General features: G+C 62.9%; 23 protein-coding genes and 1 tRNA gene. 13 read left to right on the forward strand and 11 right to left on the reverse strand.

Annotation, left to right across the window (positions count from 1 at the left end):
• Positions 1 to 82 precede the first annotated feature (82 nt).
• The 7 genes from ABIE62_RS05025 to ABIE62_RS05055 all read right to left on the reverse strand — a co-directional run bounded on the left by ABIE62_RS05025 (position 83) and on the right by ABIE62_RS05055 (position 4713).
• Positions 83 to 472, reverse strand: coding sequence for a hypothetical protein (locus tag ABIE62_RS05025; protein ID WP_354324111.1), 390 nt, complete (start codon positions 470 to 472; stop codon positions 83 to 85).
• A 116-nt stretch (positions 473 to 588) separates the two neighbouring features.
• Complete coding sequence (accC, locus tag ABIE62_RS05030) at positions 589 to 1938, reverse strand: acetyl-CoA carboxylase biotin carboxylase subunit (protein WP_354324113.1); 1350 nt, start codon at positions 1936 to 1938, stop codon at positions 589 to 591.
• Positions 1939 to 1942: 4 nt separating this feature from the next.
• Positions 1943 to 2440: an acetyl-CoA carboxylase biotin carboxyl carrier protein gene (accB, locus tag ABIE62_RS05035; protein WP_354324115.1), complete on the reverse strand. Its 498-nt coding sequence runs from the start codon at positions 2438 to 2440 to the stop codon at positions 1943 to 1945.
• A 105-nt stretch (positions 2441 to 2545) separates the two neighbouring features.
• Positions 2546 to 2986: a type II 3-dehydroquinate dehydratase gene (locus ABIE62_RS05040; RefSeq protein WP_354324117.1), complete on the reverse strand. Its 441-nt coding sequence runs from the start codon at positions 2984 to 2986 to the stop codon at positions 2546 to 2548.
• A gap of 43 nt (positions 2987 to 3029) precedes the next feature.
• On the reverse strand, positions 3030 to 3443 hold the full coding sequence (locus tag ABIE62_RS05045) for a holin family protein (protein WP_354324119.1): 414 nt from the start codon (positions 3441 to 3443) through the stop codon (positions 3030 to 3032).
• Positions 3444 to 3514: 71 nt separating this feature from the next.
• On the reverse strand, positions 3515 to 4420 hold the full coding sequence (locus ABIE62_RS05050) for an HpcH/HpaI aldolase/citrate lyase family protein (protein WP_354324121.1): 906 nt from the start codon (positions 4418 to 4420) through the stop codon (positions 3515 to 3517).
• A gap of 216 nt (positions 4421 to 4636) precedes the next feature.
• Positions 4637 to 4713 (reverse strand) — tRNA-Pro (locus ABIE62_RS05055).
• A gap of 232 nt (positions 4714 to 4945) precedes the next feature.
• On the opposite strand from ABIE62_RS05055, the gene yajC reads away from it, so the two are divergent.
• From yajC to secF, 3 genes are read left to right on the forward strand one after another with little or no spacing between them, the layout of a single operon-like run.
• Positions 4946 to 5275, forward strand: a complete 330-nt coding sequence (gene yajC / locus ABIE62_RS05060; RefSeq protein ID WP_354324123.1) for a preprotein translocase subunit YajC — start codon at positions 4946 to 4948, stop codon at positions 5273 to 5275.
• 47 nt (positions 5276 to 5322) lie between these two features.
• Entirely contained in the window at positions 5323 to 6921 is a 1599-nt protein-coding gene (gene secD / locus ABIE62_RS05065; RefSeq protein ID WP_354324125.1) for a protein translocase subunit SecD, read from the forward strand.
• A 14-nt stretch (positions 6922 to 6935) separates the two neighbouring features.
• A complete protein-coding gene (gene secF, locus ABIE62_RS05070; RefSeq protein WP_354324127.1) occupies positions 6936 to 7913 on the forward strand; it encodes a protein translocase subunit SecF in 978 nt (325 codons plus the stop codon).
• Between the two features lie 12 nt (positions 7914 to 7925).
• Here secF and ABIE62_RS05075 read toward each other — a convergent pair whose 3' ends face one another.
• The gene (locus tag ABIE62_RS05075; protein ID WP_354324129.1) at positions 7926 to 9110 is read right to left on the reverse strand and encodes a glycosyltransferase; all 1185 of its coding nucleotides are present in this window, start codon (positions 9108 to 9110) and stop codon (positions 7926 to 7928) included.
• Positions 9111 to 9135: 25 nt separating this feature from the next.
• Entirely contained in the window at positions 9136 to 9729 is a 594-nt protein-coding gene (locus ABIE62_RS05080) for a helix-turn-helix domain-containing protein (RefSeq protein WP_354324131.1), read from the reverse strand.
• A 95-nt stretch (positions 9730 to 9824) separates the two neighbouring features.
• On the opposite strand from ABIE62_RS05080, the gene ABIE62_RS05085 reads away from it, so the two are divergent.
• Positions 9825 to 10304, forward strand: a complete 480-nt coding sequence (locus ABIE62_RS05085; protein WP_354324132.1) for a DUF6456 domain-containing protein — start codon at positions 9825 to 9827, stop codon at positions 10302 to 10304.
• Between the two features lie 12 nt (positions 10305 to 10316).
• On the opposite strand, the gene ABIE62_RS05090 is transcribed toward ABIE62_RS05085, so the two are convergent.
• Complete coding sequence (locus tag ABIE62_RS05090; protein WP_354324133.1) at positions 10317 to 12161, reverse strand: ABC-F family ATP-binding cassette domain-containing protein; 1845 nt, start codon at positions 12159 to 12161, stop codon at positions 10317 to 10319.
• Between the two features lie 114 nt (positions 12162 to 12275).
• On the opposite strand from ABIE62_RS05090, the gene ABIE62_RS05095 reads away from it, so the two are divergent.
• The 6 genes from ABIE62_RS05095 to ABIE62_RS05120 all read left to right on the forward strand — a co-directional run bounded on the left by ABIE62_RS05095 (position 12276) and on the right by ABIE62_RS05120 (position 17254).
• Complete coding sequence (locus ABIE62_RS05095) at positions 12276 to 13025, forward strand: SIMPL domain-containing protein (protein WP_354324135.1); 750 nt, start codon at positions 12276 to 12278, stop codon at positions 13023 to 13025.
• 47 nt (positions 13026 to 13072) lie between these two features.
• A complete protein-coding gene (locus ABIE62_RS05100; protein WP_354324136.1) occupies positions 13073 to 13387 on the forward strand; it encodes a PepSY domain-containing protein in 315 nt (104 codons plus the stop codon).
• Positions 13388 to 13510: 123 nt separating this feature from the next.
• On the forward strand, positions 13511 to 14188 hold the full coding sequence (locus ABIE62_RS05105) for a response regulator transcription factor (RefSeq protein WP_354324137.1): 678 nt from the start codon (positions 13511 to 13513) through the stop codon (positions 14186 to 14188).
• A complete protein-coding gene (locus ABIE62_RS05110) occupies positions 14139 to 15650 on the forward strand; it encodes a sensor histidine kinase (protein WP_454184795.1) in 1512 nt (503 codons plus the stop codon). Before ABIE62_RS05105 ends, ABIE62_RS05110 begins: the two co-directional genes overlap by 50 nt.
• A 90-nt stretch (positions 15651 to 15740) precedes the next feature.
• Positions 15741 to 16364 (forward strand): sigma-70 family RNA polymerase sigma factor, encoded by a 624-nt coding sequence (locus ABIE62_RS05115; protein WP_354324139.1) that lies wholly within the window; start codon positions 15741 to 15743, stop codon positions 16362 to 16364.
• The gene (locus ABIE62_RS05120) at positions 16361 to 17254 is read left to right on the forward strand and encodes a hypothetical protein (RefSeq protein ID WP_354324141.1); all 894 of its coding nucleotides are present in this window, start codon (positions 16361 to 16363) and stop codon (positions 17252 to 17254) included. Before ABIE62_RS05115 ends, ABIE62_RS05120 begins: the two co-directional genes overlap by 4 nt.
• 22 nt (positions 17255 to 17276) lie before the next feature.
• Here ABIE62_RS05120 and ABIE62_RS05125 read toward each other — a convergent pair whose 3' ends face one another.
• The gene (locus ABIE62_RS05125; protein WP_354324142.1) at positions 17277 to 17606 is read right to left on the reverse strand and encodes a chorismate mutase; all 330 of its coding nucleotides are present in this window, start codon (positions 17604 to 17606) and stop codon (positions 17277 to 17279) included.
• Between the two features lie 68 nt (positions 17607 to 17674).
• Between ABIE62_RS05125 and ABIE62_RS05130 the strand changes: the two genes are divergently transcribed.
• The 3 genes from ABIE62_RS05130 to ABIE62_RS05140 are packed head-to-tail and all read left to right on the forward strand — an operon-like array spanning position 17675 to position 21435.
• The gene (locus ABIE62_RS05130) at positions 17675 to 18685 is read left to right on the forward strand and encodes a polyprenyl synthetase family protein (protein ID WP_354324144.1); all 1011 of its coding nucleotides are present in this window, start codon (positions 17675 to 17677) and stop codon (positions 18683 to 18685) included.
• 21 nt (positions 18686 to 18706) lie between these two features.
• Positions 18707 to 21160, forward strand: coding sequence for an ATP-dependent helicase HrpB (gene hrpB / locus ABIE62_RS05135; protein ID WP_354324146.1), 2454 nt, complete (start codon positions 18707 to 18709; stop codon positions 21158 to 21160).
• Entirely contained in the window at positions 21157 to 21435 is a 279-nt protein-coding gene (locus ABIE62_RS05140) for an ETC complex I subunit (protein ID WP_354324147.1), read from the forward strand. Before hrpB ends, ABIE62_RS05140 begins: the two co-directional genes overlap by 4 nt.
• Positions 21436 to 21454: the final 19 nt, after the last annotated feature.

Below are 21454 nucleotides of genomic sequence, written 5' to 3' on the forward strand. Positions count from 1 at the left end.
CAGCCATCCAAAGCCCTTCGTCTGGAAGGCGGACCCCGACGAAATCATCGCCGCACGTAACCGGGGGTTCCAAACGTTGGAGTCAATCCACTAGATACTCGATAATCGCGGCTCTGCCTTCGTCGGGCGGGAGAGGGTTGAACGGAATCGTTTCGCCCTGCATCTCATGGGTTTCATGGCTGTTAACGGCGTTGCGCTGAAGAATGATGGCGCTAACGGCATTCAACACACCGAGCTGATGGGCGAAACTCTCGTCTTTCCCAGCGCGTCGCGCATAAGCGAAGCCAGTATCATAGGAATCACCGGCAGCCTCACGAAGCATCGCCTCGGCTTTAACCTTCGTTTCCCGCTGCAGTTCTGAAATCTGCCGTCGTTCTTCGCGCGTGGACTGGCGAACTGTTGGCGCACCTTTTCCCATAAAAAAGAAAAATAATACAATGCCTACAGCTACTGCAATCACCAGCCAAATCATAACATACCCCAGTCAACCACAGTGATAACTTTTGCTACCCTCAGCAACAAAAACACCAATCGGGAGGAAGAAAAGAGGTAGTGAATCTCTTCAATAGACCCTGAGCCAAGAGCAGTTTAATCCGCCCGCTGCGCCAGCCATTCCTCTAGCCACTTGATCGAATAGTCGCCGTTCAGCACATCATCCTGCCGCAGCAATTCCTGATGCAGTGGGATGTTGGTTTTCACCCCTTCGACCACCATTTCTTCGAGCGCGCGGCGCAGGCGCATGATGCAGCCTTCGCGGGTGCGGCCATAGACGATCAGCTTGGCGATCATGCTGTCGTAATAGGGCGGGATCCGGTATCCGGCGTAAAGCCCTGAATCCACGCGCACATGCATCCCGCCAGCCGCGTGATAATGGCTGACAAGGCCGGGCGAGGGGGCAAAGTTGAAGGGGTCTTCGGCGTTGATCCGGCATTCAATCGCGTGACCATTGAACTCCAGCTCATCCTGCGTCACCGACAGCGGACGCCCTTCGGCCACGCGGATCTGTTCGCGCACCAGATCAACCCCGGTAATCGCCTCGGTAACGGGGTGTTCGACCTGCAGGCGGGTGTTCATTTCGATGAAGTAGAACTCGCCGCCTTCCCACAGGAATTCGATCGTGCCCGCGCCGCGATAGGCCATGTCGCGCATCGCTTTGGAGCAGACTTCGCCGATCCGCGCGCGTTCCTCGGCGGAAATCACGGGGGAGGGCGCTTCTTCCAGCACCTTCTGGTGGCGGCGTTGCAGCGAGCAATCGCGCTCCCCCAGATGGATCGCGTTGCCTTGCCCATCGCCGAATACCTGGAATTCGATATGGCGCGGATTGCCGAGGTATTTTTCGATATAGACCGTAGCATCACCGAACGCGGCCTTCGCCTCGCTGCCGGCCTGCTGCATCAGGGTTTCGAGCTTTTCCTCGCTCTCGCACACCTTCATCCCGCGACCGCCGCCGCCGCTGGCGGCCTTGATGATCACGGGATAGCCCACGTCCTTGGCAATCCGCCGCGCTTCGTCAAAATCCGACACCGCGCCGTCCGAACCCGGCACCAGCGGCAGGCCCAATGCGCCCGCGGTTCGCTTGGCTTCGACCTTGTCGCCCATGGTGCGGATATGTTCGGGCTTGGGGCCGATCCAGATGATGTCGTGCGCTTCGACGATTTCGGCGAACTTGGCGTTTTCCGACAGGAAGCCGTAGCCGGGGTGGATCGCATCGCATTGCGCAACCTCGGCCGCCGAGATGATGTTGGCGATGTTGAGATAGCTGTCGGTCGCAGCGGGCGGGCCGATGCACACCGCGTGATCGGCCAGCCGGACGTGCATCGCATCAGCATCGGCGGTGGAGTGCACCGCCACCGTTTCGATCCCCATTTCATGCGCCGCGCGGTGGATGCGCAGCGCAATTTCGCCGCGATTGGCGATCAGGATACGCTTGATTGCCATGATCTTACGCGATCACGACAAGCGGCTGGTCAAATTCGACCGGCTGGGCATTTTCAACAAGAACCGCGGTGACGGTGCCTGATCGGGGCGCGGTGATCGGGTTCATCACCTTCATCGCCTCGACGATCAGCAGCGTGTCGCCTTGCTTTACCGCCTTGCCCACCGCCACATAGGGCGCTGCGCCCGGTTCGGGTGTGAGATAGCAGGTGCCGACCATCGGCGATTTGACCGCATCGGTCATGTCCGGCCCGGCAGCAGGCTCTGGCGCAGTCGGCGCAGCGGCCACCGGCGCAGCCGCCAGCGGTGCAGGCGCAGCCGCGTGAACCGGCGCTGCGACACCTCCACGCGACACGCGAATCTTGCGGTCGTCATCCTCAACCTCGATTTCGGTGAGGCCGGTTTCGTTGAGCAGTTCAGCGAGCTCGCGCACCAGCGCGGTATCGATGTTCATGCCAACTTTACGCCCGTTCGACTTGCCGCCTTGGCCCCCGTCGTTTGCCATGTATGTCCCTTGTTATGTGTAACGCCCGTGAAGCGCAGGGGACTATTGCCGCGAATTGCGGCTGGCAAGTGGCAAGGGGATATTTTGTGAAAGTCTGATGACTGGTCAAACGGTGCCGGCCGCCACGGCTTCGAGCGCAATGCGATACGAATCGGCCCCGTGTCCCTCAACCGTCATCGCGGCGGCCATGCCGACATAGGACAGGTGGCGGAACGGCTCGCGGGTCTTGGGATCGGAGAGGTGGACTTCGATCACCGGCGTGCGGATCGCCTTGATCGCGTCGAGCAGCGCCACGGACGTATGGGTATAGGCCGCCGCATTGAGCAACACCGCGCGCGCGCCTTCCGCCTGCGCCTCGTGCAGCCAATCGACCAGCATCCCTTCGTGATTGGTCTGGCGCATCTCGATTTCGAGGCCCAATTCGCGGGCGCGGTCTTCGAGCATCCCGGCGATATCATCGAGCGTCGTGGTGCCATAAATCTCCGGCTCGCGCGTGCCGAGGAGATTGAGGTTGGGGCCGTTGAGGACGAAGACGAGGTTAGTCATGGAGAGGGTTTAGCGGGTTGTTCAAGCGACGCAAAGATGGTCTCTACCGATCAACGCCCTTGACCTTCCCCCACTGGCGCGCTGCGGTGTAGCCGAGATACCCGGTGCCAAACAGCGCATAAAGCGGTTCGGGCAACCCATTCAGATAGGCGTTCATCCCCGCGGCAATATCGCTCGCCGCCGACGGGTGGAACGCGCTTAGCACGCCCATCGGCAGCGCGGTGAGCAGCAGGATATACATCACATAGAGAAAGCTCGGGCGGGCGCGGCTGGTCCAGGGGTCTTTGGAATTGGCCTCGGCCACAATCGCCTGCAATTGCGCCTCGATCATGCGCATTTCCTGCGTGCCTTCAAGCGCGATCAGTTCGAGCTTGGCCTTGGTCTGCGCTTCCTTGTCGGGAATAATCTTGTCGATGATCGAGGAAATCGGGCCGATCAGCAGGTCGAGTAGGGCCATGATATGCGCTCCAGTGAATGAGTCGCATGAAAATGGCCAAATAGGTTAAAGTAGGAAAGGCAATTAACCGATTACTCGCCAGCTTCGGCCAGCAGCCGCTGCGCCAGCGCCAGATGCGGGCGATCAAGCATCGCGCCGTCCATCGCCACCACGCCCGCGCCGGGATGATCGGCAAAGGCTTGCACCACCGCGCGGGCATGGGCGAGTTCGTCCGCGCTCGGGGTGAAGGCAGCGTTGATCGGATCGACCTGCGCCGGGTGGATCGCCAGCATCCCGCGAAACCCTGCCGTGCGCACGCCGCGCGCGCGCCGCTCCAGCGCTGCAAGATCGCGGAATTCGGGCTGCACGGTTTCGATCGGTGCCACGCCCGCTGCCGATGCGCCGATCAGGCACAGGCTTCGCGCCATCTCGTAAGTATGGGCATATTCGCCGTCAGCCCCGCGCTGCGCGCGCGCGCCCAAGGCTGAGGATAAATCCTCCGCCCCCCAACTCATCGCCGCCAGCCGCGCCTTGCCCGGGTAGTCGCCCGCATAATCCCCGGTGCGGAACATCGCCGCCGCCGTCTCCGTCACCAGTGCGGCGATCAGCGTGCCGCCCTGCGGGATGCCGTGTGCGGCCTCCAATGCGGTGAGATAGTGGTGCAACTGGGTGATATCACCCGCGCCTTCGGCCTTGGGCAGGAACACTCCGCCGGGCTGCGCTGGGATGATTGCCGCCAGATCAGCGATGCAATCGGCGGTGCTGATCGGATTGATCCGCACCCACAGCCGCGCGCGATTATCCGATCCGCCGATCTGCTCGGCCACCATCACCCGCGCGGCGGGCTTGTTTTCGGGCGACACCGAATCTTCAAGATCAAGCAGCGCGATATCGGCGTTGCTCGCCGCTGCCTTGGCCATCTTTTTCTCGCTATCGCCGGGCGCGAACAGCCATGACCGCATCTTGGGCAGCGCGGGACGGGTAGCGGTGTGGGCCATGGGACAATCCTCTTGTTGCAGCACGCTTACGAAGCGCACCGCCTAAGAACAAGACCGCTGTGTGGTTGGGGCTACCGGACAATGGCGCAATCATTCCGCGCGCCGGGCAGTTTGCGCGGGGGCCGATTCAGCCGCGCACCCTTGCACAACGCAGGAATAAGCAAGTGGGCAGACTTTGCCGCCCGCTCAGGGTGTTGGTTTTGTTTGAAAAACCACTGGTCGGGACGAGAGGATTCGAACCTCCGACCCCCACACCCCCAGTGTGATGCGCTACCAGGCTGCGCTACGTCCCGTTCCAGTGGAGCGGGGCCTATAGGGCGCGAGTTTGGGGCTGGCAAGCGGGTTTGCCACCTTGTAACCGTGTTGCGTCCATGCACCGTTCTTGCCCCCTTCCGATTGCGGGGTGCTTGCATTGCTGCTAGGCGCGCCCACTTGGATGCAGGGTCAAGCCGAACCATCGCGCTTCAGAGTGCGGAAAGGGGTGGCCTTGCACGTGTTTAACAGGTTTCTGACGGGCTTTATCGCATGACCTTAGATTTTCTTGCCGCCGCCGCTGGTGCAGGCGCTGCCGGGCCTCCTTCGTGGATGAGCTTTCTTCCGATCGTCGGCATGATCGCGATCTTCTGGTTCCTGATCATCCGCCCGCAGATGAAGCGGCAGAAAGAACATCAGACCAAGATCGCTGCGGTCAAGAAAGGCGATCAGGTCGTCACCGCCGGGGGACTGGTGGGCAAGGTGGTGAAGGTTGACGATACCTATGTCGAACTGGAACTGGGCACCAATGTCCGCGTCAAGGCGGTCAAGGCCACCATCGGCGACATCATCCCGCCGGGCGGCACGCCGGCCAATGACTGATCCGATCGCGGGTCGATCTTCTCCTGTGCGTGTGAAAGCCTGACGCAATGCTTGATTTTCCCCTTTGGAAAAAGCTCTGGCTGTGGGGCCTGACATTGGCCGCTGCGGTGCTGGCGCTGCCATCGCTGTTCAATGTGTCGGGGCTGGACTGGCCATCGGCGTTGCCGAATCCGCAGGTCAATCTCGGGCTTGATCTTGCCGGTGGGTCGCACCTGCTGCTTGAAGCGAGAGCGGCAGATGTGCGCGTCCAGCGGCTTGAAAACATGGAAGAAAACGTCCGCCAGCTGATGCGCAATGCCAAGCCGCGCATTCGCATCGGTGACGTGTCGACGGGCGAGGGACGGATGTCCTTCATGCTCGAAAGCCCCGCCGATATTGATCGTGCGCGCGGGCTGATCGAACCGTTGATGCAGGGCGTGAACCTGACTCGGGAATGGGATCTGTCGGTGGTTGACGGGCAGCGCATCGTGCTTGCGCCGACCTCGGCCGGGATCGATACCGCGCTGGATGACGCGATGGAAAGCGCTACCGAAGTGGTGCGCCGCCGGATCGACGAACTCGGCACGCGCGAGCCGACCATCATTCGGCAGGGCGATACCCGGATCGTGGTGCAGGTTCCGGGTCTGGAAGACCCCGAAGCGCTCAAGAACCTGCTCGGCCAGACCGCGCAGCTCGAATTCAAGATGGTGGATCTCAACGCCTTGCCGGAAAATGTGCAGGCCGGTGTCGCGCCTGCGGGTAGCGAGATTTTCCCCTATGCACCCGGCACCTCGCAGGCAGGCCAGTTTGAGGCGGTGCGGCGATTGGGCGGCATTCGCGGGGACAGCCTGACCGGCGCGCAGGCCGGGGTTGATCCGACCAGCAATCAGAACGTCGTCAACATTACCTTCGATGCTCAGGGCGGAGCGAAATTTGCCAAGCTGACCACGGAGAATGTCGGCAAGCCATTCGCGATCATCCTTGATGGGCAGGTGCTATCCGCCCCCAACATCAATGAACCGATCATCGGCGGACGCGCGCAGATTTCGGGAAGCTTCACCCCGGAAAGCGCGAACAACCTGGCGATTTCGTTGCGGTCAGGCGCGCTGCCGGTGCCGCTGACGGTGGTGGAAGAACGCACCGTCGGGCCAGACCTTGGCGCGGATTCGATCCGTCGCGGGCTGCTCGCCATGGCGGTCGGCAGTATCGCGGTGATTGTGTTGATGGTGGCAAGCTATGGCCGCTTCGGCATCTATTCGACCATCGCGCTGACGTTCAACGTGTTGATGCTGCTTGGCATCATGGCGCTCGGCAACTTCACGCTAACCCTGCCGGGGATCGCGGGCTTTGTCATCACCATCGGCGCCGCGGTGGATGCCAACGTGCTGATCAACGAACGCATCCGAGAGGAGCGCGCGCGTGGCCGCAAGGTGATTGCCGCAGTCGAAACCGGCTATAAAGAGGCCAGCCGCGCGATCTGGGACGCCAATATCACCAACTTCATCGCCGGTGTGGCGTTGTTCGCGTTCGGCTCTGGCCCGGTCAAAGGCTTTGCCGTCGTGTTGGTGGTTGGTCTGTTCACCTCGGTGTTCACCAGCATGGTTCTGACCCGCATGTGGGTCGCCGGATGGCTGCGCAAAGCGCGCCCCGCTGACATTCATATCTGAGGAGCGAGCGACCGATGAAACTGCTCAAGCTGGTTCCCGACAATACCAACATCAAATTCCTGAAACTGCGCGTCCCGTTCTTTGTGGTCAGCATTGTGCTGATCGTCGGAAGCTGGGCGGCGGTGCTGGTCAATGGACTCAATTTCGGGGTCGATTTCGCCGGCGGTCAGGAAGTCCGCATAACCTTTGAGGAACGCGAGGTCGCGCCGATCCCGTCCCTGCGTGAGCTGGTGGGCGGGCTGGGTTATGGCGAACCGGTGGTGCAGGAGTTTGGCGGGCCCAACGCGGTGTCGATCCGGGTTGCGCTGCCTGAAGGGGCAGAGGACACGCCCGGCGCTGCCACCGCCATTGGCGGCGAAGTGATTGCTGCCATCGCCGCGCAATATCCCGACGCGCGCACCGACGGTAACGATACCGTGTCGGGCAAGGTCGCGGGCGAGTTCCGCAATTCGGCGATCCTTGCGCTGCTGGCGGCGATGGGACTGGTGTCGGTCTATATCTGGGTAAGGTTCGAATGGCAGTTCGGCGTGGGCGCAATGTTCGCGCTGGTGCATGACGTATCGGTGACGCTGGGCCTGTTTGCTTTGACGCAGATGGAGTTCAGCCTGCAGATCGTCGCCGCGATCCTTGCGATCATCGGCTATTCATTGAACGACACCATCGTGGTTTATGACCGTATCCGCGAAAACCTGAAGAAATATCGCAAGATGCCGCTGCCCGAACTGCTCGATCTATCGGTCAATGAAACGCTGGCGCGCACGATTATGACTTCGCTGACGCTGTTCGTGGCGTTGATACCGCTGCTGATCTTCGGCCCGCCAAGCCTGTTCGGCATGGTCGCGGCGATCACGGCGGGCCTGTTCATCGGCACCTATTCGAGCGTCTATATGGCTGGCCCACTGCTGATCTGGATGGGTGTGACATCGAACAGCTTTGTCCCTCAGGAAAGTGCGATTGACCGGCAGGAAAAAATCGTCCGCGGGGAAGTCTGAAGGGCAAGCGTTTCAGGCCGCCCCTGTCAGCCTTTCGTAATGCGCGGCCAGCGCGGCGGCGTTGGCTTCCCAGCTGAAACCTTCCGTCAACGCGGCCACCGCTTCGCGCGCGGGAGGGTTGTTCAAAACCGCGTTGATCCCCGCCGCCACGGCTTCGGGATTGCGCGCCACCAGCCGCCCTGCGGTGTCGCAGGTGATCAACTCACGCGCGCCGCCGACATCGCAGGTGACGACCGGGGTGCCGCAGGCCAGCGCCTCGACCCATGCATTGGCCAAGCCCTCGCTTACCGTCGGCAACACCATCACGTCCGCCGCCGACAGGACCAGCGGCATCAGATCATGGTCGATCGAACCGGCAAAATGAACGCGATCTGCCACGCCTTCGCTGATCGCCAGCGCGCGCAGGCGGGCCTCATCCTCGCCCTTGCCGATCAACACCAGCCGCGCGCCGGGGATGTCACGCAGCGCCGCAATCGCGATTGCCTGACCTTTGCGCTCGATCAGCGCGCCGACGCAGGCCAGCAGCGGGGCATTATCGGGCATGGCAAAGCCGGTCTCACGCGAAAGCTGGCTGCGCAACTGGGTGTGGCCCAGCGGACGAAAACGGTCACGATCAAGCCCGGTGTAATGCAGCGTGATCTTGCCTGCATCCATGCCCATCGCCGCCATATAACCGGCAATATCGCGGCTGACAGCGAGCAGCCCGGTGGCAGCGCGCGCGGCGGTCAGCATTTGCTGGCGGGCAAAATCCTGACTTCCCCAGAAACTGATATCGCTACCGCGCGCCTTGATCGACAGGGGCAGACCAGTTGCCTGTGCGATGTCCGCAGCGGCGGGGCCATCGGGGAAGAAGAACTGCGCGTCGATCACGTCAATCGGCGTTGCGGCACGGACTTGCTGGACCAAAGGCAGCGCCGCGCGGGCGATGGCAGCGGCGTTGCGGCGCGCGCCGATGCGCGGGATCAGCGTGAAATGCGGGCGGTGAATGGTAACGCCATTTTCGACGCTCACCGGGGCAAGTTCCGCCAGCGGGCGGTAGCGCCCCAGCGCCAGCGGGGGGAGGCCGATCGGATTGACCACCGTCACCCGCCAATCGCCGCGCTTGGCCAGTGCCTCCAATGACCGCGCAACAAACGTCCCGAACTGCGGATTGACCGCGTTGGGATAGAGCGTGGACAGGGCGAGAACGTGCTTCATCAGGCACGGCTTTACCACGCGCGGGTTAAAGCGGCCTGACCAGCATGATCGCAGTTGCAATCCACGCCGGATTATCGACCACCACCTGTTTCTGCCCCGCGCCCGGCGGCAGCAAGCCGATCATCGTGCCGCGCCGATCGATCAGCCGCCCGAAAGCAAACCGACCGCCGGGCCGGGGGACAAGGCAATCGCGGTTCATGGCGCGGGTTAGGGCAGCGGGTGCGGCGTCGGGATTGAACGGCTGGAGCCAGATCAGATCGCCGGGGCGATATTCGCCGACGCTTTGAGTCACGGTGAGCACCATCGGCGCGGGCGCATCGGGATCGGTGGCAAGATCGCTCGGCAACACGGCATCGCGCGCGGTGGTCAAAGCCTCTGGCCCCGCAGCGGTAAGTTCGGCAACGATCCGGGCGGGATCGGCACTGTCCGCGCGCATCAGGCTGGCCGGATCAACCCCGAGCGCGGCGGCAATGCGGTTCATCCAGTTGAGCGAAAGGCTGCGCATCCCGGTTTCAAGCCGCCCGATGGTCTGTGCGGTGGTTGGCGGATTACAGGCGGCCGCCAGATCGGCGAGCGTCAGGCCCTTGGCTTTGCGGAGGTCTCTGATGCGGTTGGTCATGGCGTGCCCTATCATTTAACCGGATTGGTTTGTTCTTTCCTACAGACACGCCGCCTTGGCAAGCCGCAATCCGTCATTCAACGGAAGGAATTGCCATGAAACGCGAACTGGTCGAACGTGAACTCACGCCCGAAGGCCCCAGCCGGGGGCAGGGCATCAAGGGCCTCCGGCCTTCGCGCACAGTCACCGTCAATCTCGCTGAATCCCCGCTGGCATGGCTGCACGCGCGCGGGCATTTGTCCGATCAGTTGCGCGACGCAGGTGAGGCGCTGCGGGCTGATTACGAACGCGCGCAGCTTTCTGCCAGCATCACCATGCGCTGGGATGTGGTGCGGGTGAAATCGACTGGGGATCGCGGCCTCTCCTCCAACGAACGCCAGATCGCCGCGCGCCAGCGGTTTGATGGTGCAATCCGCGCGGCGGGCAGAGGCTTGGAGGACATCCTGTGGCGCGTGGTGTGCGCGGGCGAGGCGCTGCCCGAGGCTGAAAAGAGCCTTGGTTGGCCAACAAGAAGCGGCAAACTGGTGCTCAAAATTGCGCTGGAGCGGGTGGCGGATTATTATCGCATTACCTGAAAGCGCGCGCGGTCAGCCTTCGATCTGTTCTGCCAGCAGCAGCCAGCGTTCTTCCGCCGCATCGCGTTCTGCCCGCGCGTTGGCTATGCCTTGACTGATGGTTGCGAACCTTTGGGGATCCTTTGAGTAGAGTTCGGGGTCGCCTAAAAGCGCCTCTCCTCGTGCTATTGCTGTTTCCAATTCTTCGATCCGGGCTGGCAGGATCTCGTAATCGCGCTGATCCTTGTAGGAGATTTTGGGCGGCGCGGCGGGCTTGCCTGTTGTGGGTGTGCTAGCCCCGTCCAGGTGGCCTCTAGGTTGCGCTTGACGGGTGTTAGACCCCGCCTTGGTCGGCGTTGACGGCTGCTTGCGCTTCGCCTCCCAATCAGCATAACCGCCTGCAATAATGTCCACCTTGCCCGTTCCGTCGAGGCCAAGCGTCACCGTCACCGTGCGGTCGAGAAAATCGCGGTCGTGGCTGACGATCAGCACGGTGCCATCGAAATCGGCGATCACTTCCTGAAGCAAATCAAGCGTTTCGAGGTCAAGATCATTGGTCGGTTCGTCCAGCACCAACAGGTTGGCGGTGCGGGCAAATTCGCGCGCCAGCAGCAGGCGGGAACGCTCGCCTCCGGACAGAATGCCGACTTTGGTATCGACAAGGCCAGGATCGAACAGAAAATCCTTGAGATAGGCCTGAACGTGCTTGCGCACCCCGCGCACATCGATCCAGTCGCCGCCCTCCGCCAGAATCTGACGCACCGTGGCACCCGGTTCGAGCAGCTTCCTCTGCTGATCGATCATCACGCCAGATAAAGTGCGCGCGTGAGTAACGCTGCCGCTATCGGGCTCCAGTTCTTTGGTGAGCATTTTCAGTAATGTAGTCTTGCCCGCGCCGTTGGCACCGACGATCCCGATGCGATCGCCGTTCTGGATGCGCAGGCTGAACGGCTTGATGATCGGGTGGTCATCATAGGTCTTGGAAATGCCCTCCGCCACGATCACCGACTTCGATTTGAAGTCGTCATCGCTGGAAAGCTTGAGCTTGGCCGTGCCCGCGCCCGAAATCATCGATGCCCGCGCTGCGCGCATCTGGAACAGCTTTTCCAGCCGCCCCTGATTGCGCTTGCGCCGCGCGGTGACGCCGCGTTCGAGCCAGTGCGCCTCAATCTTCAGTTTGGCGTCCATCCGCTCGGCCGCGCGGGCCTCCTCGGCATAGACCTGTTCTTCCCACGCCTCATACCCGCCAAAGCCGATGTCCTTGCGCCGCAGAGTCCCGCGGTCGAGCCACAGGGTGGCGCGCGTCAGGCGGGTAAGGAAGGTGCGATCATGGCTGATGGTGATGAACGCCCCGCGATAGCGGGTCAGCCAGTCCTCCAGCCAGTCAATCGCAGTAAGATCAAGGTGGTTGGTCGGTTCGTCCAGCAGCAGCAGATCGGGGTCTTGCGCCAGCGCGCGGGCGATCGCGGCACGCCGCCGTTCACCGCCGCTGGCGGTTGCCGAAAGCTGGCCCATATCAATCCCGATTTGGCCTGCAATCGCCTCAACTTCATGCACCGCCGGGGCATCATCGCCGCCCAGCGCAAAGTCCATCAGCGTGCCGGTGCCGGAAAAATCGGGTTCCTGTTCAAGGAATACGATCCGCGCACCCGGTTTAACCCGGCGCTGCCCGCGATCAGGTTCGATCCGCCCGGTAATCAACCGCAGCAGCGTGGTCTTGCCCACGCCATTACGGCCGATCAGCGCCAGACGGTCTCCGGGCAAAACGTGTAGATCAATCGGAGCCGAACCGCTGGTTGGCGACGGCCCGCCAAACAGCCAGCGTGCGCCCTGTTGCAGGGCAAGCCCTTCGAGCGAGAGGATAGGAGGTTGGGCCATGTGCGGCGGCACCTAGGGGCTTGCGGCTCGCGCGACAAGCCTGCGTCAAGCGGCGGTTCAGTCTTGCGAAAGCTCACCCGCTGCAATGGCGGCGCTTTGTTAAGGAGCCGACCTATGATCCGTCCCGCCATTGCCCTGCTGGCCGCCAGTGCGCTTGCGCTTCCGGTGCAGACCCTTGCCGCCGCCGAAATCGCAATCAGCGCCGATGGCCCGGTGGTCGAACTCAACGTGTTCGAGAGCGTGTCGGTCGCGCCCGACATTGCCACTATCGGCGCGGGCGTGACCAGCGAAGCACCGACCGCGACCGAAGCGCTGAGGCAGAATTCAGCAGAGATGCAAAAGGTGATTGCGCGGATCAAGGCGCTGGGCGTGGCGGACAAGGATATCCAGACCACCGGCATCAACCTGAACGCGATGTATGATTACAATCAGGAAGAGCGGCGTCAGGTATTCCGCGGTTATCAGGCGTCGAACCGGGTGAGTGTAATCCTGCGCAAGATCGACGATGCGGGGAAGGTGCTTGATGCGCTGGTTGCGGCAGGCGCAACCGATCTTAACGGCCCCAGTTTCTCAATCGAGAATGACGAAGCCGCCAAGGACACCGCCCGCAAGCGCGCAATTGAACGCGCGCAGGCTCGGGTGCAGGCATATGCTGAACTGTTCGGCTATGACGGCGCGAAAGTGCTGGCGATTGCTGAAAGCATCGAAGGGCGGGGGGCGATGCCCGAAGTGGCGATGATGCGCGTCAGTGCCGACATGGCCGCTGCCGCGCCGCCGGTGCAGCCAGGGATGGTATCCACCGGGATCAGCATCACCATCAAGTACGAGTTGGTGAAGGATTCAGCCGCTGTGTCCCAGCGATAACTCATTCACGGCTTGTTCAATGGGCGCGGCCTAGGCATGGCCTTGTCATGAAATCCATCCAATCCTTGTTTGCAGGTTGCATCGCAGCGCTCGCGTTGGTGGCTATCAGCACGCCAGCGTCGGCGCAGGATCAGTCGCGCGGCGATCAGGGTGAGGCCCGGCGCGAAACGCGCGCTGGCACGCAATTGCCCCTGCGCGAAATCGAACGGCGCATCCTGCCCCAGATGCAGGGCAGCGAATATCTTGGCCCCGCGTATGATTCCACGGCGCGTGCCTACAGGCTCAAATTCATCCGCGATGGCCGGGTGACCTATGTCGATGTTGATGCCCGAACGGGGCGGATCATCGGTCGTTCGCGCTGATCGGCTGACCGCTATGCGCGATCATCGGGGGAAAGCGTCAGCTTTGGGGCATGGCCCTTGCTTGACGCGTTGTTTTCGAAAGCGCACGACCCAGCCAATAACAATGCAGGAAAATGGTGGATTATGCGCATTCTGATCGTCGAAGACGAACCGACCCTCGGCGCGCAGCTCAAATCGACGCTGGAACAGCAGGGCTATGCCGTCGATCTGTCTGCCGATGGTGAAGACGGGCACTTCATGGGCTCGACCGAGGATTATGACGCGGTGGTGCTCGATCTCGGCCTGCCCGAAATTGACGGGCTGACCGTGCTCGGCATGTGGCGGCGCGAGGGGCGCACCTTCCCGGTGCTGGTGCTGACTGCGCGCGATAGCTGGAGCGACAAGGTCGCCGGGCTTGATGCAGGCGCGGATGATTACCTTGCCAAGCCATTCCAGACCGAGGAACTGATTGCCCGCCTGCGCGCGCTGATCCGCCGTGCTTCGGGCAACACCTCGTCCGAATTGACCGCAGGCGATGTGCGGCTGGACACGCGCTCGGGCCGGGTAACGCTGAGCGGTGAGCCGGTCAAACTGACCGCGCAGGAATACAAACTGCTGTCCTATCTGATGCATCACAAGGGCAAGGTGGTGAGCCGCACCGAACTGATCGAACATATCTACGATCAGGATTTTGACCGGGATTCGAACACCATCGAAGTGTTTGTCACCCGTATCCGCAAAAAACTTGGCGCAGACGTGATAACGACCATCCGTGGCCTTGGTTACAGCCTCGACGACCCCGCCGACGCACCGCGCGCCTGAGGCGCCGGGCACGGGCGGCGACGCGCAAACGGCCTTGCCTGAAGGTGGGGCTGTCGCTGTGCCGGACGGCGTGACCGGGCCGCCAAGTACTACCCCGCTCGCCAGCCTCGCGCGGCGGATGGGGCTTATCGCGGCGGGCTGGATCTTTGTGCTGCTGCTGGTCGGCGGCGTTGCGCTCGAACGGATGCTGACCACCCAGGTCGAATCCAATTTCGACGAACAGCTTGAATATATTCTCACCGCGATGATCGCCTCGGCAGAGATCGATCCCTTCGGTGAAGTCTGGTTCTATCGCACGCTGGGCGACCAGCGCTTCCTTGAACCGGGCAGCGGGCTGTATTGGCAGATCAGCGGCGGCGAATACGAACCGATCGCATCGCGCAGTCTGTGGGATCGCACGCTCAAGCTGCAGGGCGCCATTGGCGAGGGCGGGCATTTCGATAGCGAAGCCCATTTCCATAATTCAGACCAGTTCGCCGGTGAGCCGCTGCGAATTGCCGAACGCACCGTGATCCTGCCCGGCAGCGAAACCCGCTGGACGTTTGCCGTGGCCAGCGCGACTGAGCAGATGGACACGCAGGTCGGGCGTGTGCGGCTGATCCTGATCTGGAGCTTTGCGGTGCTGGGGTTGGGACTGCTGGTGATGGCGACGCTACAGATCCGTTACGGCCTATCACCGCTCAGGCGGGTGCGTGCGGCAATCCAGAACCTGCGCACTACCGGCGCGAACCGGATAACCGAACCACTCCCACTGGAAGTGCAGCCGCTGGTAGATGAGCTCAACGCGCTGATCGAACATTCCGAAAAACAGGCCGAGGAAGCGCGCCGCCATGCGGGCAATCTCGCGCACGCGCTCAAGACGCCGTTGACGGTGCTGACCAACGCGGCCACCGCGCGCGCGCCTGATCTGGGCGAGGCGGTGATGCGGGAAACGCGCACGATGCAGCGCCATGTCGATCATCATCTTGCCCGCGCGCGCGCTGTCGGCCGCCGCGCTGTCGGCCATGCCAAAACCAATGTGATGGGCTGCGCCGAGGCTGTGCGCCGTGCGGTTGAGCGGCTTCACCCGGATGGCCGCCTTGATATTGCAGGGAGCCGTTCGGCCACTGTCGCGCTCGAACGGCAGGACCTGGATGAACTGCTCGGCAATCTGATCGAAAACGCCGCGAAATATGGCGGCGGCAGCGTATTTGTGACTATCGATCCCGACGAGGACGAGGCTCCGCGCGATCCGAAGCAGTGCCTGATCTGGGTGGAGGATGACGGGCCAGGCATTCCGGAGGCTGAACGTATCCGCATCTTTGATCGCGGGGTGCGGCTTGATACGGACAAGCCCGGCACCGGGCTGGGCCTGGCAATCGTGCGCGATGTCGCGGAAATCTACGGCGGCAGCGTCAGGCTGGGCACGAGCGAGGATCTGGGCGGTCTGCTGGTCGAATTGCGCCTGCCGCGCGCCGATTGAAGCGGGCGCGAAGGGTTTGCGCAAGCTTGACGTTATACCCTCAGCCAGACGACGAATATCACAAGCAACCGGGGCCATTTGCGCGCAGTCATGAACGCCAGCGGTGAGCCATCCTCCAGTGCCAGACCGCTCGCTGATTCCGGCTCTGACGCGGCATTGGCGGCACGGTTGGCGGCGCGCGATCCGGGCGCGCTGCGTGAGGCCATCGTGCTCTACGCCAGCACGCTGCAACGCATCGCCTTTCGCATGACTGGCGATGCCCATGAGGCCGAGGATCTGGTGCAGGAAGCCATGCTGCGATTGTGGGATCAGGCCCCGAAAATTGCCGCGCGCCATCCGGTCGGGAGCCAGGCTGCGGCGGCTTTGCGGCTGGGTGGCTGGCTCAACCGCGTGGTGACCAATCTCGCGATTGACCGCCTGCGACGCGCGCGGCGGATGTCTGCTGGCGAGGTGCCGGATAGCGAGGATGACGCACCCCGCGCCGATGCGCTGATCGAGGCGGGCGCGCGTGATCGCTCCGCCCGAGCGCTGATCGCCGCGCTGCCCGAACGCCAGCGTGCCGCGATCGTGCTGACCTATTATGAGGATCTGTCCAATGCCGCTGCCGCCGATGCGCTCGACATGAATATCAAGGCGTTTGAATCGTTGCTGCTGCGCGCGCGCACTGCCTTGCGCAAGGCCTATGCAGCTTTCGGGGAAGGAGGTGCGCAATGAGCACCAACGACATCATTGCTGGCAGCCCGCTGGCACGCAGGCTGGATAATTATCCGGTGCCCGATCTCAGCGCAGGATTTGTCGATCGGGTGCTGGCCGCCGCCGAAGCGCGCGCTGCGCCACCCCCCGAACTGCGCCGCACGGGCGGCGGTGGCGGACGTGGCTGGCGGCTGGGCCGACGATTGGCGATTGCCACGTTCGGTTTTAGCGCGATCGCCAGCGCGGCTGCTGCGACCGGAATGCTTGATCGGCTCGATATCGCCGTGCCCTCGCCCGACAGGGTGTGGGCCAGCATCACCGGCAAACAGCCTGAGGCGGCTGCTCCGGTGTTGATTGCGGCCCAATCCGCCGATTCTCCGGCTACCGCTCCGGCGGTGTTTGATGGGCTGATCGACACGCCTGAGGAACTCAACGAAGCGTTTCGCCGGATCGACGACGTGCGGCAGGGCCGCATCGAAGCCCGCCGCGAACGGCAAGACGAGCGCATCGAGCGCGCCATCGAGCGCCGCCGCGCAGCTGGCCTGCCTGTGCCGAGCGAAGAGGAACAGGCTCTTCAACGCCAGCGGATTAACGAGGTGCAGGCCATTCGGCAGCAGCGCGCTGACGAACGTATCAAGGCCCGACGTGACGAGCTTGAGCGCAAGGTGGAAAGCGGTGAGGCGCTGACCCGCGAGGATATCGTGCGTCCGCTGCGCGATGATCAGCGCGCAATGGACCGGCGCGAACAGATGGTGCGGCTTCGCCAGATGACCCCGCAGCAGCGCCGCGCGCTGATCGAAGAATATCGCACCCGCCGCAGTGCGCCTGAGGCGGGCGCAGAAGCTTCAATCCCTGACAGCCCCGCGCCAGATACTGTGCCGGTCGAAGAATCGCTGCCGCCGCAGCCTTGACCGGCAGAAAATTCGATCTGGCTTAACCCTGCTGCGCGCGTTCGTGGTGGCGGATCACTTCGTCGATGATGAATCGCAGGAATTTCTCGGAAAATTCCGGGTCGAGATCGGCGTCTTCGGACAGTTTGCGCAAGCGGGCGATCTGGCGCGCTTCGCGATCAGGGTCGGCTGGCGGCAAAGTCACCTTCGCCTTGTATTCCCCCACCGCTTGCGTGATCCGGAATCGTTCCGCCAGAATGTGAATCAGCGCAGCATCGATATTGTCGATGCTTTTGCGGAACGCGGCAAGCACCCGATCGGGTTCTGCAGGCGGGGCGGTGGGGTGTTGCGGTTGTTGCGGTTGTTGCGGCATCGTGCGCGAAACTAGCAGCAAATCTGCGCTTGCCAAGCACGCTGAGGCCGCCCTAATGCCGCCAAAGCATGAGTGCTGATATCATTCCTTTGCCGCGCAGCCGGCCGACGCTAGATCCGATGCTGTCACTGACGGCGGCGGGCATGAATTGCGTCAACGCGGTTATCCTTGACCGGATGCAGAGCGAGATCCCGTTGATTCCGCGCCTTGCCGGCCACCTGATATCGGGCGGGGGCAAGCGGTTGCGGCCGATGCTGACGCTCGCCGGGGCCGAACTGGTCGGCTACAAGGGCACCCGCCACCATAAGCTCGCAGCCGCAGTGGAGTTCATCCACACTGCCACGCTGCTGCATGATGATGTGGTTGATGGCAGCGAACTCAGGCGCGGCAAGGCGGCGGCGAATATCATTTTCGGTAATCCGGCAACCGTGCTGGTCGGCGATTTTCTGTTCAGCCGCGCGTTTGAACTTATGACCGAGGATGGGAGCTTGCGCGTGCTCTCGATTCTCAGCCGTGCCAGCGCGATCATTGCGGAAGGCGAAGTGTCGCAACTATCGGTTCAACGCCAGATCAACACCAGCGAAGAACAATACCTGCACATCATCGGTGCCAAGACCGCCGCGCTGTTTTCTGCCGCCAGTCAGATCAGCGCCGTGGTAGCTGAATGTTCCGAAGAACAGGAACGCGCGCTTGAATCCTATGGCCGCAATCTTGGCGTTGCGTTCCAGCTGGTCGATGATGCGATCGACTACGATTCCGATGCTGCCGAGATGGGCAAGGAACAGGGCGACGATTTCCGTGAGGGAAAGATGACGCTGCCGGTGATCCTCGCCTACGCGCGCGGCGATGAGCAGGAACGGCAATTCTGGAAGTCAGCGATCATTGGCCACCGCACCTCGGACGAAGACCTGGCCCATGCGATTGCGCTGATCGCAAAGCACAATGCGCTTGAAGACACCCGCGAACGCGCGCGCCACTTCGCGCACCGGGCGATTGATGCGATTTCGATCTTCCCGGATGGCAAGGCGCGTGCGGCAATGGCGGAAGCCGCGCAATTTGCAGTCGCGCGCGGGCACTGAGCGGGCTATCCGCCCGGGGTAATGCACCCCGATCTTCCCATCCACGCTGTCCTGCCCCAAATCCGCGCCGCCTTGGCGGGGCCGGGGGCGGGCGTGCTGATCGCGCCGCCGGGGGCGGGCAAAACCACTGCGGTCGCGCCTGATCTGATCGGGCAGAGTTGGTGCACGGGGCAAGTCATCATCACCAGCCCACGCCGGGTTGCCGCCCGCGCTGCCGCCGAACGCATGGCCGAAATGCTGGGCGAGGCGGTTGGGGAAACGGTGGGCTGCATCACCAGACTCGACCGCAAAATATCCACCAAAACCCGCATTCTGGTCGTGACCGAGGCGATTCTGGTGAACCGGTTGGTCGATGATCCCGAATTGCCGGGCGTATCGGCGCTATTGTTTGACGAGGCGCATGAACGCAGCCTCGACAGCGATCTTGGCCTTGCGCTGGCGCTGGAGACCCGATCCGTGCTGCGTGAGGATTTGCGGGTGCTGGTGATGTCGGCCACCATCGACGGCGCGCGCTTTGGCCGGTTGCTGGGCGAAGGCGCGCCTGTGATCGCAAGTGAGGGCAAGAGTTTTCCGCTGACCATCAAGTGGCTTGGCGGCGACAATGCGCAAGCGATCGAGGACCGGATGGCAGGTGCGGTGCTGACCGTTTGGCGCGAAGAGCAGGGCGATATCCTCGCCTTCCTGCCCGGGTTGCGCGAGATTGTGCGGGTGCGTGAACGGCTGGAAGCGCGACTGTCTGACGTGCCGATTCACTCGCTTCACGGCCAGATCGAACCTGCGGCCCAGCGCGTCGCTATCCGCCGCGACAGCCAAGGTCGCCGCCGCATCGTGTTGGCCAGCGCGATTGCCGAAACATCGCTGACATTGGACGGCGTCCGCGTGGTGGTCGATAGCGGGCTTGCGCGGCTGGCCGAGTTTGATCGGGCGGCGGGCACCACGCATCTTGTCACCCGGCGCGCTTCGCAAGCGTCAGCGACCCAACGCGCCGGGCGTGCGGCGCGGCAGGGGCCGGGGGTTGCTTATCGGTTGTGGGAAGAGGCGGGCCATGCTGGCCGCCCCGAATTTGCGCCGCCTGAAATCGCCCAGGCTGACCTTGCCCCGCTGCTGTTGCGGCTGGCGAAATGGGGGACGAGCGACCCCGCTGATCTGGCATGGCTCGATACCCCGCCTGAGGCCTCGGTAAGCGCGGCGCGGGCGGCGCTTGAGGCGCTGGGCGCGCTTGATGGGGCAGGGCGGATTACGCCTATGGGTGAAGCACTGTCCGCGCTGCCTATGGCACCCGATCAGGCGGCAGTGGTACTGCGAGGTGCGTGCGCAGGCCACGGCGAGGATGCGGCTCGACTGGTGATGCTGTTGCAGGAACGCGGGCTGGGCGGGCGCGGCGAAGACCTGATGCAGCGGCTTGCGCGCTGGCGCGGCGACCGTGCGCCGCGCGCCGTTTCGGCGCAGCGCATTGCGCAGGGGTGGGCCGGGCAGGCACTCAAACTTGCTGGGGCAATGGAGCACACGCTTGCCATTGATGCTGCGGAATGCCTCGCGCTTGCCCGCCCCGATTTCGTCGCCCGGCGGCGCGATGCTTCGGGCGAATACTGGCTGAGCGCAGGGGGGCGTGGATACCGGCTCGATCCCGTATCGCCGCTGGCGCGGGCGGAATGGATCGTGATTGGCGATGCCCAGGGTGAGGCCAAGGGTGCGCGCATCACCGCCGGGGCGCAGCTTGCACCCGAACGCGTGCCGGTGCTGTTTACTAAAGCAATGCAGGAACGCATTATAACTCGCTGGAATAATGATAAGGATCGGGTTGAGGCCCGGCGTGAACGGCGGCTCGGCGCGATTGTGCTCGCCAGCGTGCCCGAACCTGCGCCTGACACTGCGCTGTGTGTGGATATCCTTGTGGAGAAAGCTGTTGAGCGACTGGGGGATATCCTCCCCGCCGGTTTTCTGGCCCGCGCACAATTTGCCGGCGTGGAGGCGCTTTCGGCCGACGCGCTGGGTGAACGGGCGCAGGAGTGGCTCGCCCCGCTGCTCGCCGGGAGGCGCGATCTCGACCTTGCGCCGCATCGCTTATGCGAGGCAGCGCTGGGCCTACTCGACTGGAACCAGCGTCAGGCGCTTGACCGTGCCGCTCCCACCCATTTCACCACGCCTGCCGATACGCGCCACGCGATCGACTACGCAGGCGATGATGCGCCGAGTGTCGAAGTGCGGGTGCAGGCGCTTTTCGGGCTGGATGCGCAGCCGATAGTTGGTGCCACGCCGCTGCTGCTCAAACTCACCAGCCCGGCAGGCCGTCCGATCCAGTCGACCCGTGATCTGCCCGGTTTCTGGCGCGGTAGCTGGGCTGATGTCGTCAAGGACATGAAAGGCCGCTATCCCCGGCATCGCTGGCCCGATCAACCATGGCTGGAAAAGCCGAGCCTCAAGACCAAAAATGCGTTTAATCGAACCGATTCGTGTTCTAAGGGACATGCATGACCGCACGTATTTACCAGCAGCCCAAGCACGCGATGCAATCGGGTAAGGCCCATACTGATGAATGGGTGATCGAATTCGCTCCGTCCGAAGCCCGCTTTGCCGATCCATTGATGGGCTGGACCGGCAGCAGCGATACCCAATCGCAGGTGCGAATGACCTTTCCCAGCAAGGATGCGGCCAAGGCCTATGCCGAGAAATACGGCATCACCGCGCGCATCCACGCAAGCCCGCCCAAGCGGCTTAAGCTGCAAGCCTACGCGGATAATTTTCGCTGAGTTGATTTTTTCCCAAAGC

Origin of the sequence: Porphyrobacter sp. MBR-155 (genome assembly GCF_040547625.1) — a bacterium.
Lineage (GTDB): Bacteria > Pseudomonadota > Alphaproteobacteria > Sphingomonadales > Sphingomonadaceae > Erythrobacter.

Bases quoted from the DNA above. Each gene is read 5' to 3' on its own strand.
- ABIE62_RS05025 (WP_354324111.1), bottom strand. From the start codon at position 472: ATGATTTGGCTGGTGATTGCAGTAGCTGTAGGCATTGTATTATTTTTC.
- accC (WP_354324113.1), bottom strand. From the start codon at position 1,938: ATGGCAATCAAGCGTATCCTGATCGCCAATCGCGGCGAAATTGCGCTG.
- accB (WP_354324115.1), bottom strand. From the start codon at position 2,440: ATGGCAAACGACGGGGGCCAAGGCGGCAAGTCGAACGGGCGTAAAGTT.
- ABIE62_RS05040 (WP_354324117.1), bottom strand. From the start codon at position 2,986: ATGACTAACCTCGTCTTCGTCCTCAACGGCCCCAACCTCAATCTCCTC.
- ABIE62_RS05045 (WP_354324119.1), bottom strand. From the start codon at position 3,443: ATGGCCCTACTCGACCTGCTGATCGGCCCGATTTCCTCGATCATCGAC.
- ABIE62_RS05050 (WP_354324121.1), bottom strand. From the start codon at position 4,420: ATGGCCCACACCGCTACCCGTCCCGCGCTGCCCAAGATGCGGTCATGG.
- yajC (WP_354324123.1), top strand. From the start codon at position 4,946: ATGACCTTAGATTTTCTTGCCGCCGCCGCTGGTGCAGGCGCTGCCGGG.
- secD (WP_354324125.1), top strand. From the start codon at position 5,323: ATGCTTGATTTTCCCCTTTGGAAAAAGCTCTGGCTGTGGGGCCTGACA.
- secF (WP_354324127.1), top strand. From the start codon at position 6,936: ATGAAACTGCTCAAGCTGGTTCCCGACAATACCAACATCAAATTCCTG.
- ABIE62_RS05075 (WP_354324129.1), bottom strand. From the start codon at position 9,110: ATGAAGCACGTTCTCGCCCTGTCCACGCTCTATCCCAACGCGGTCAAT.
- ABIE62_RS05080 (WP_354324131.1), bottom strand. From the start codon at position 9,729: ATGACCAACCGCATCAGAGACCTCCGCAAAGCCAAGGGCCTGACGCTC.
- ABIE62_RS05085 (WP_354324132.1), top strand. From the start codon at position 9,825: ATGAAACGCGAACTGGTCGAACGTGAACTCACGCCCGAAGGCCCCAGC.
- ABIE62_RS05090 (WP_354324133.1), bottom strand. From the start codon at position 12,161: ATGGCCCAACCTCCTATCCTCTCGCTCGAAGGGCTTGCCCTGCAACAG.
- ABIE62_RS05095 (WP_354324135.1), top strand. From the start codon at position 12,276: ATGATCCGTCCCGCCATTGCCCTGCTGGCCGCCAGTGCGCTTGCGCTT.
- ABIE62_RS05100 (WP_354324136.1), top strand. From the start codon at position 13,073: ATGAAATCCATCCAATCCTTGTTTGCAGGTTGCATCGCAGCGCTCGCG.
- ABIE62_RS05105 (WP_354324137.1), top strand. From the start codon at position 13,511: ATGCGCATTCTGATCGTCGAAGACGAACCGACCCTCGGCGCGCAGCTC.
- ABIE62_RS05115 (WP_354324139.1), top strand. From the start codon at position 15,741: ATGAACGCCAGCGGTGAGCCATCCTCCAGTGCCAGACCGCTCGCTGAT.
- ABIE62_RS05120 (WP_354324141.1), top strand. From the start codon at position 16,361: ATGAGCACCAACGACATCATTGCTGGCAGCCCGCTGGCACGCAGGCTG.
- ABIE62_RS05125 (WP_354324142.1), bottom strand. From the start codon at position 17,606: ATGCCGCAACAACCGCAACAACCGCAACACCCCACCGCCCCGCCTGCA.
- ABIE62_RS05130 (WP_354324144.1), top strand. From the start codon at position 17,675: ATGAGTGCTGATATCATTCCTTTGCCGCGCAGCCGGCCGACGCTAGAT.
- hrpB (WP_354324146.1), top strand. From the start codon at position 18,707: ATGCACCCCGATCTTCCCATCCACGCTGTCCTGCCCCAAATCCGCGCC.
- ABIE62_RS05140 (WP_354324147.1), top strand. From the start codon at position 21,157: ATGACCGCACGTATTTACCAGCAGCCCAAGCACGCGATGCAATCGGGT.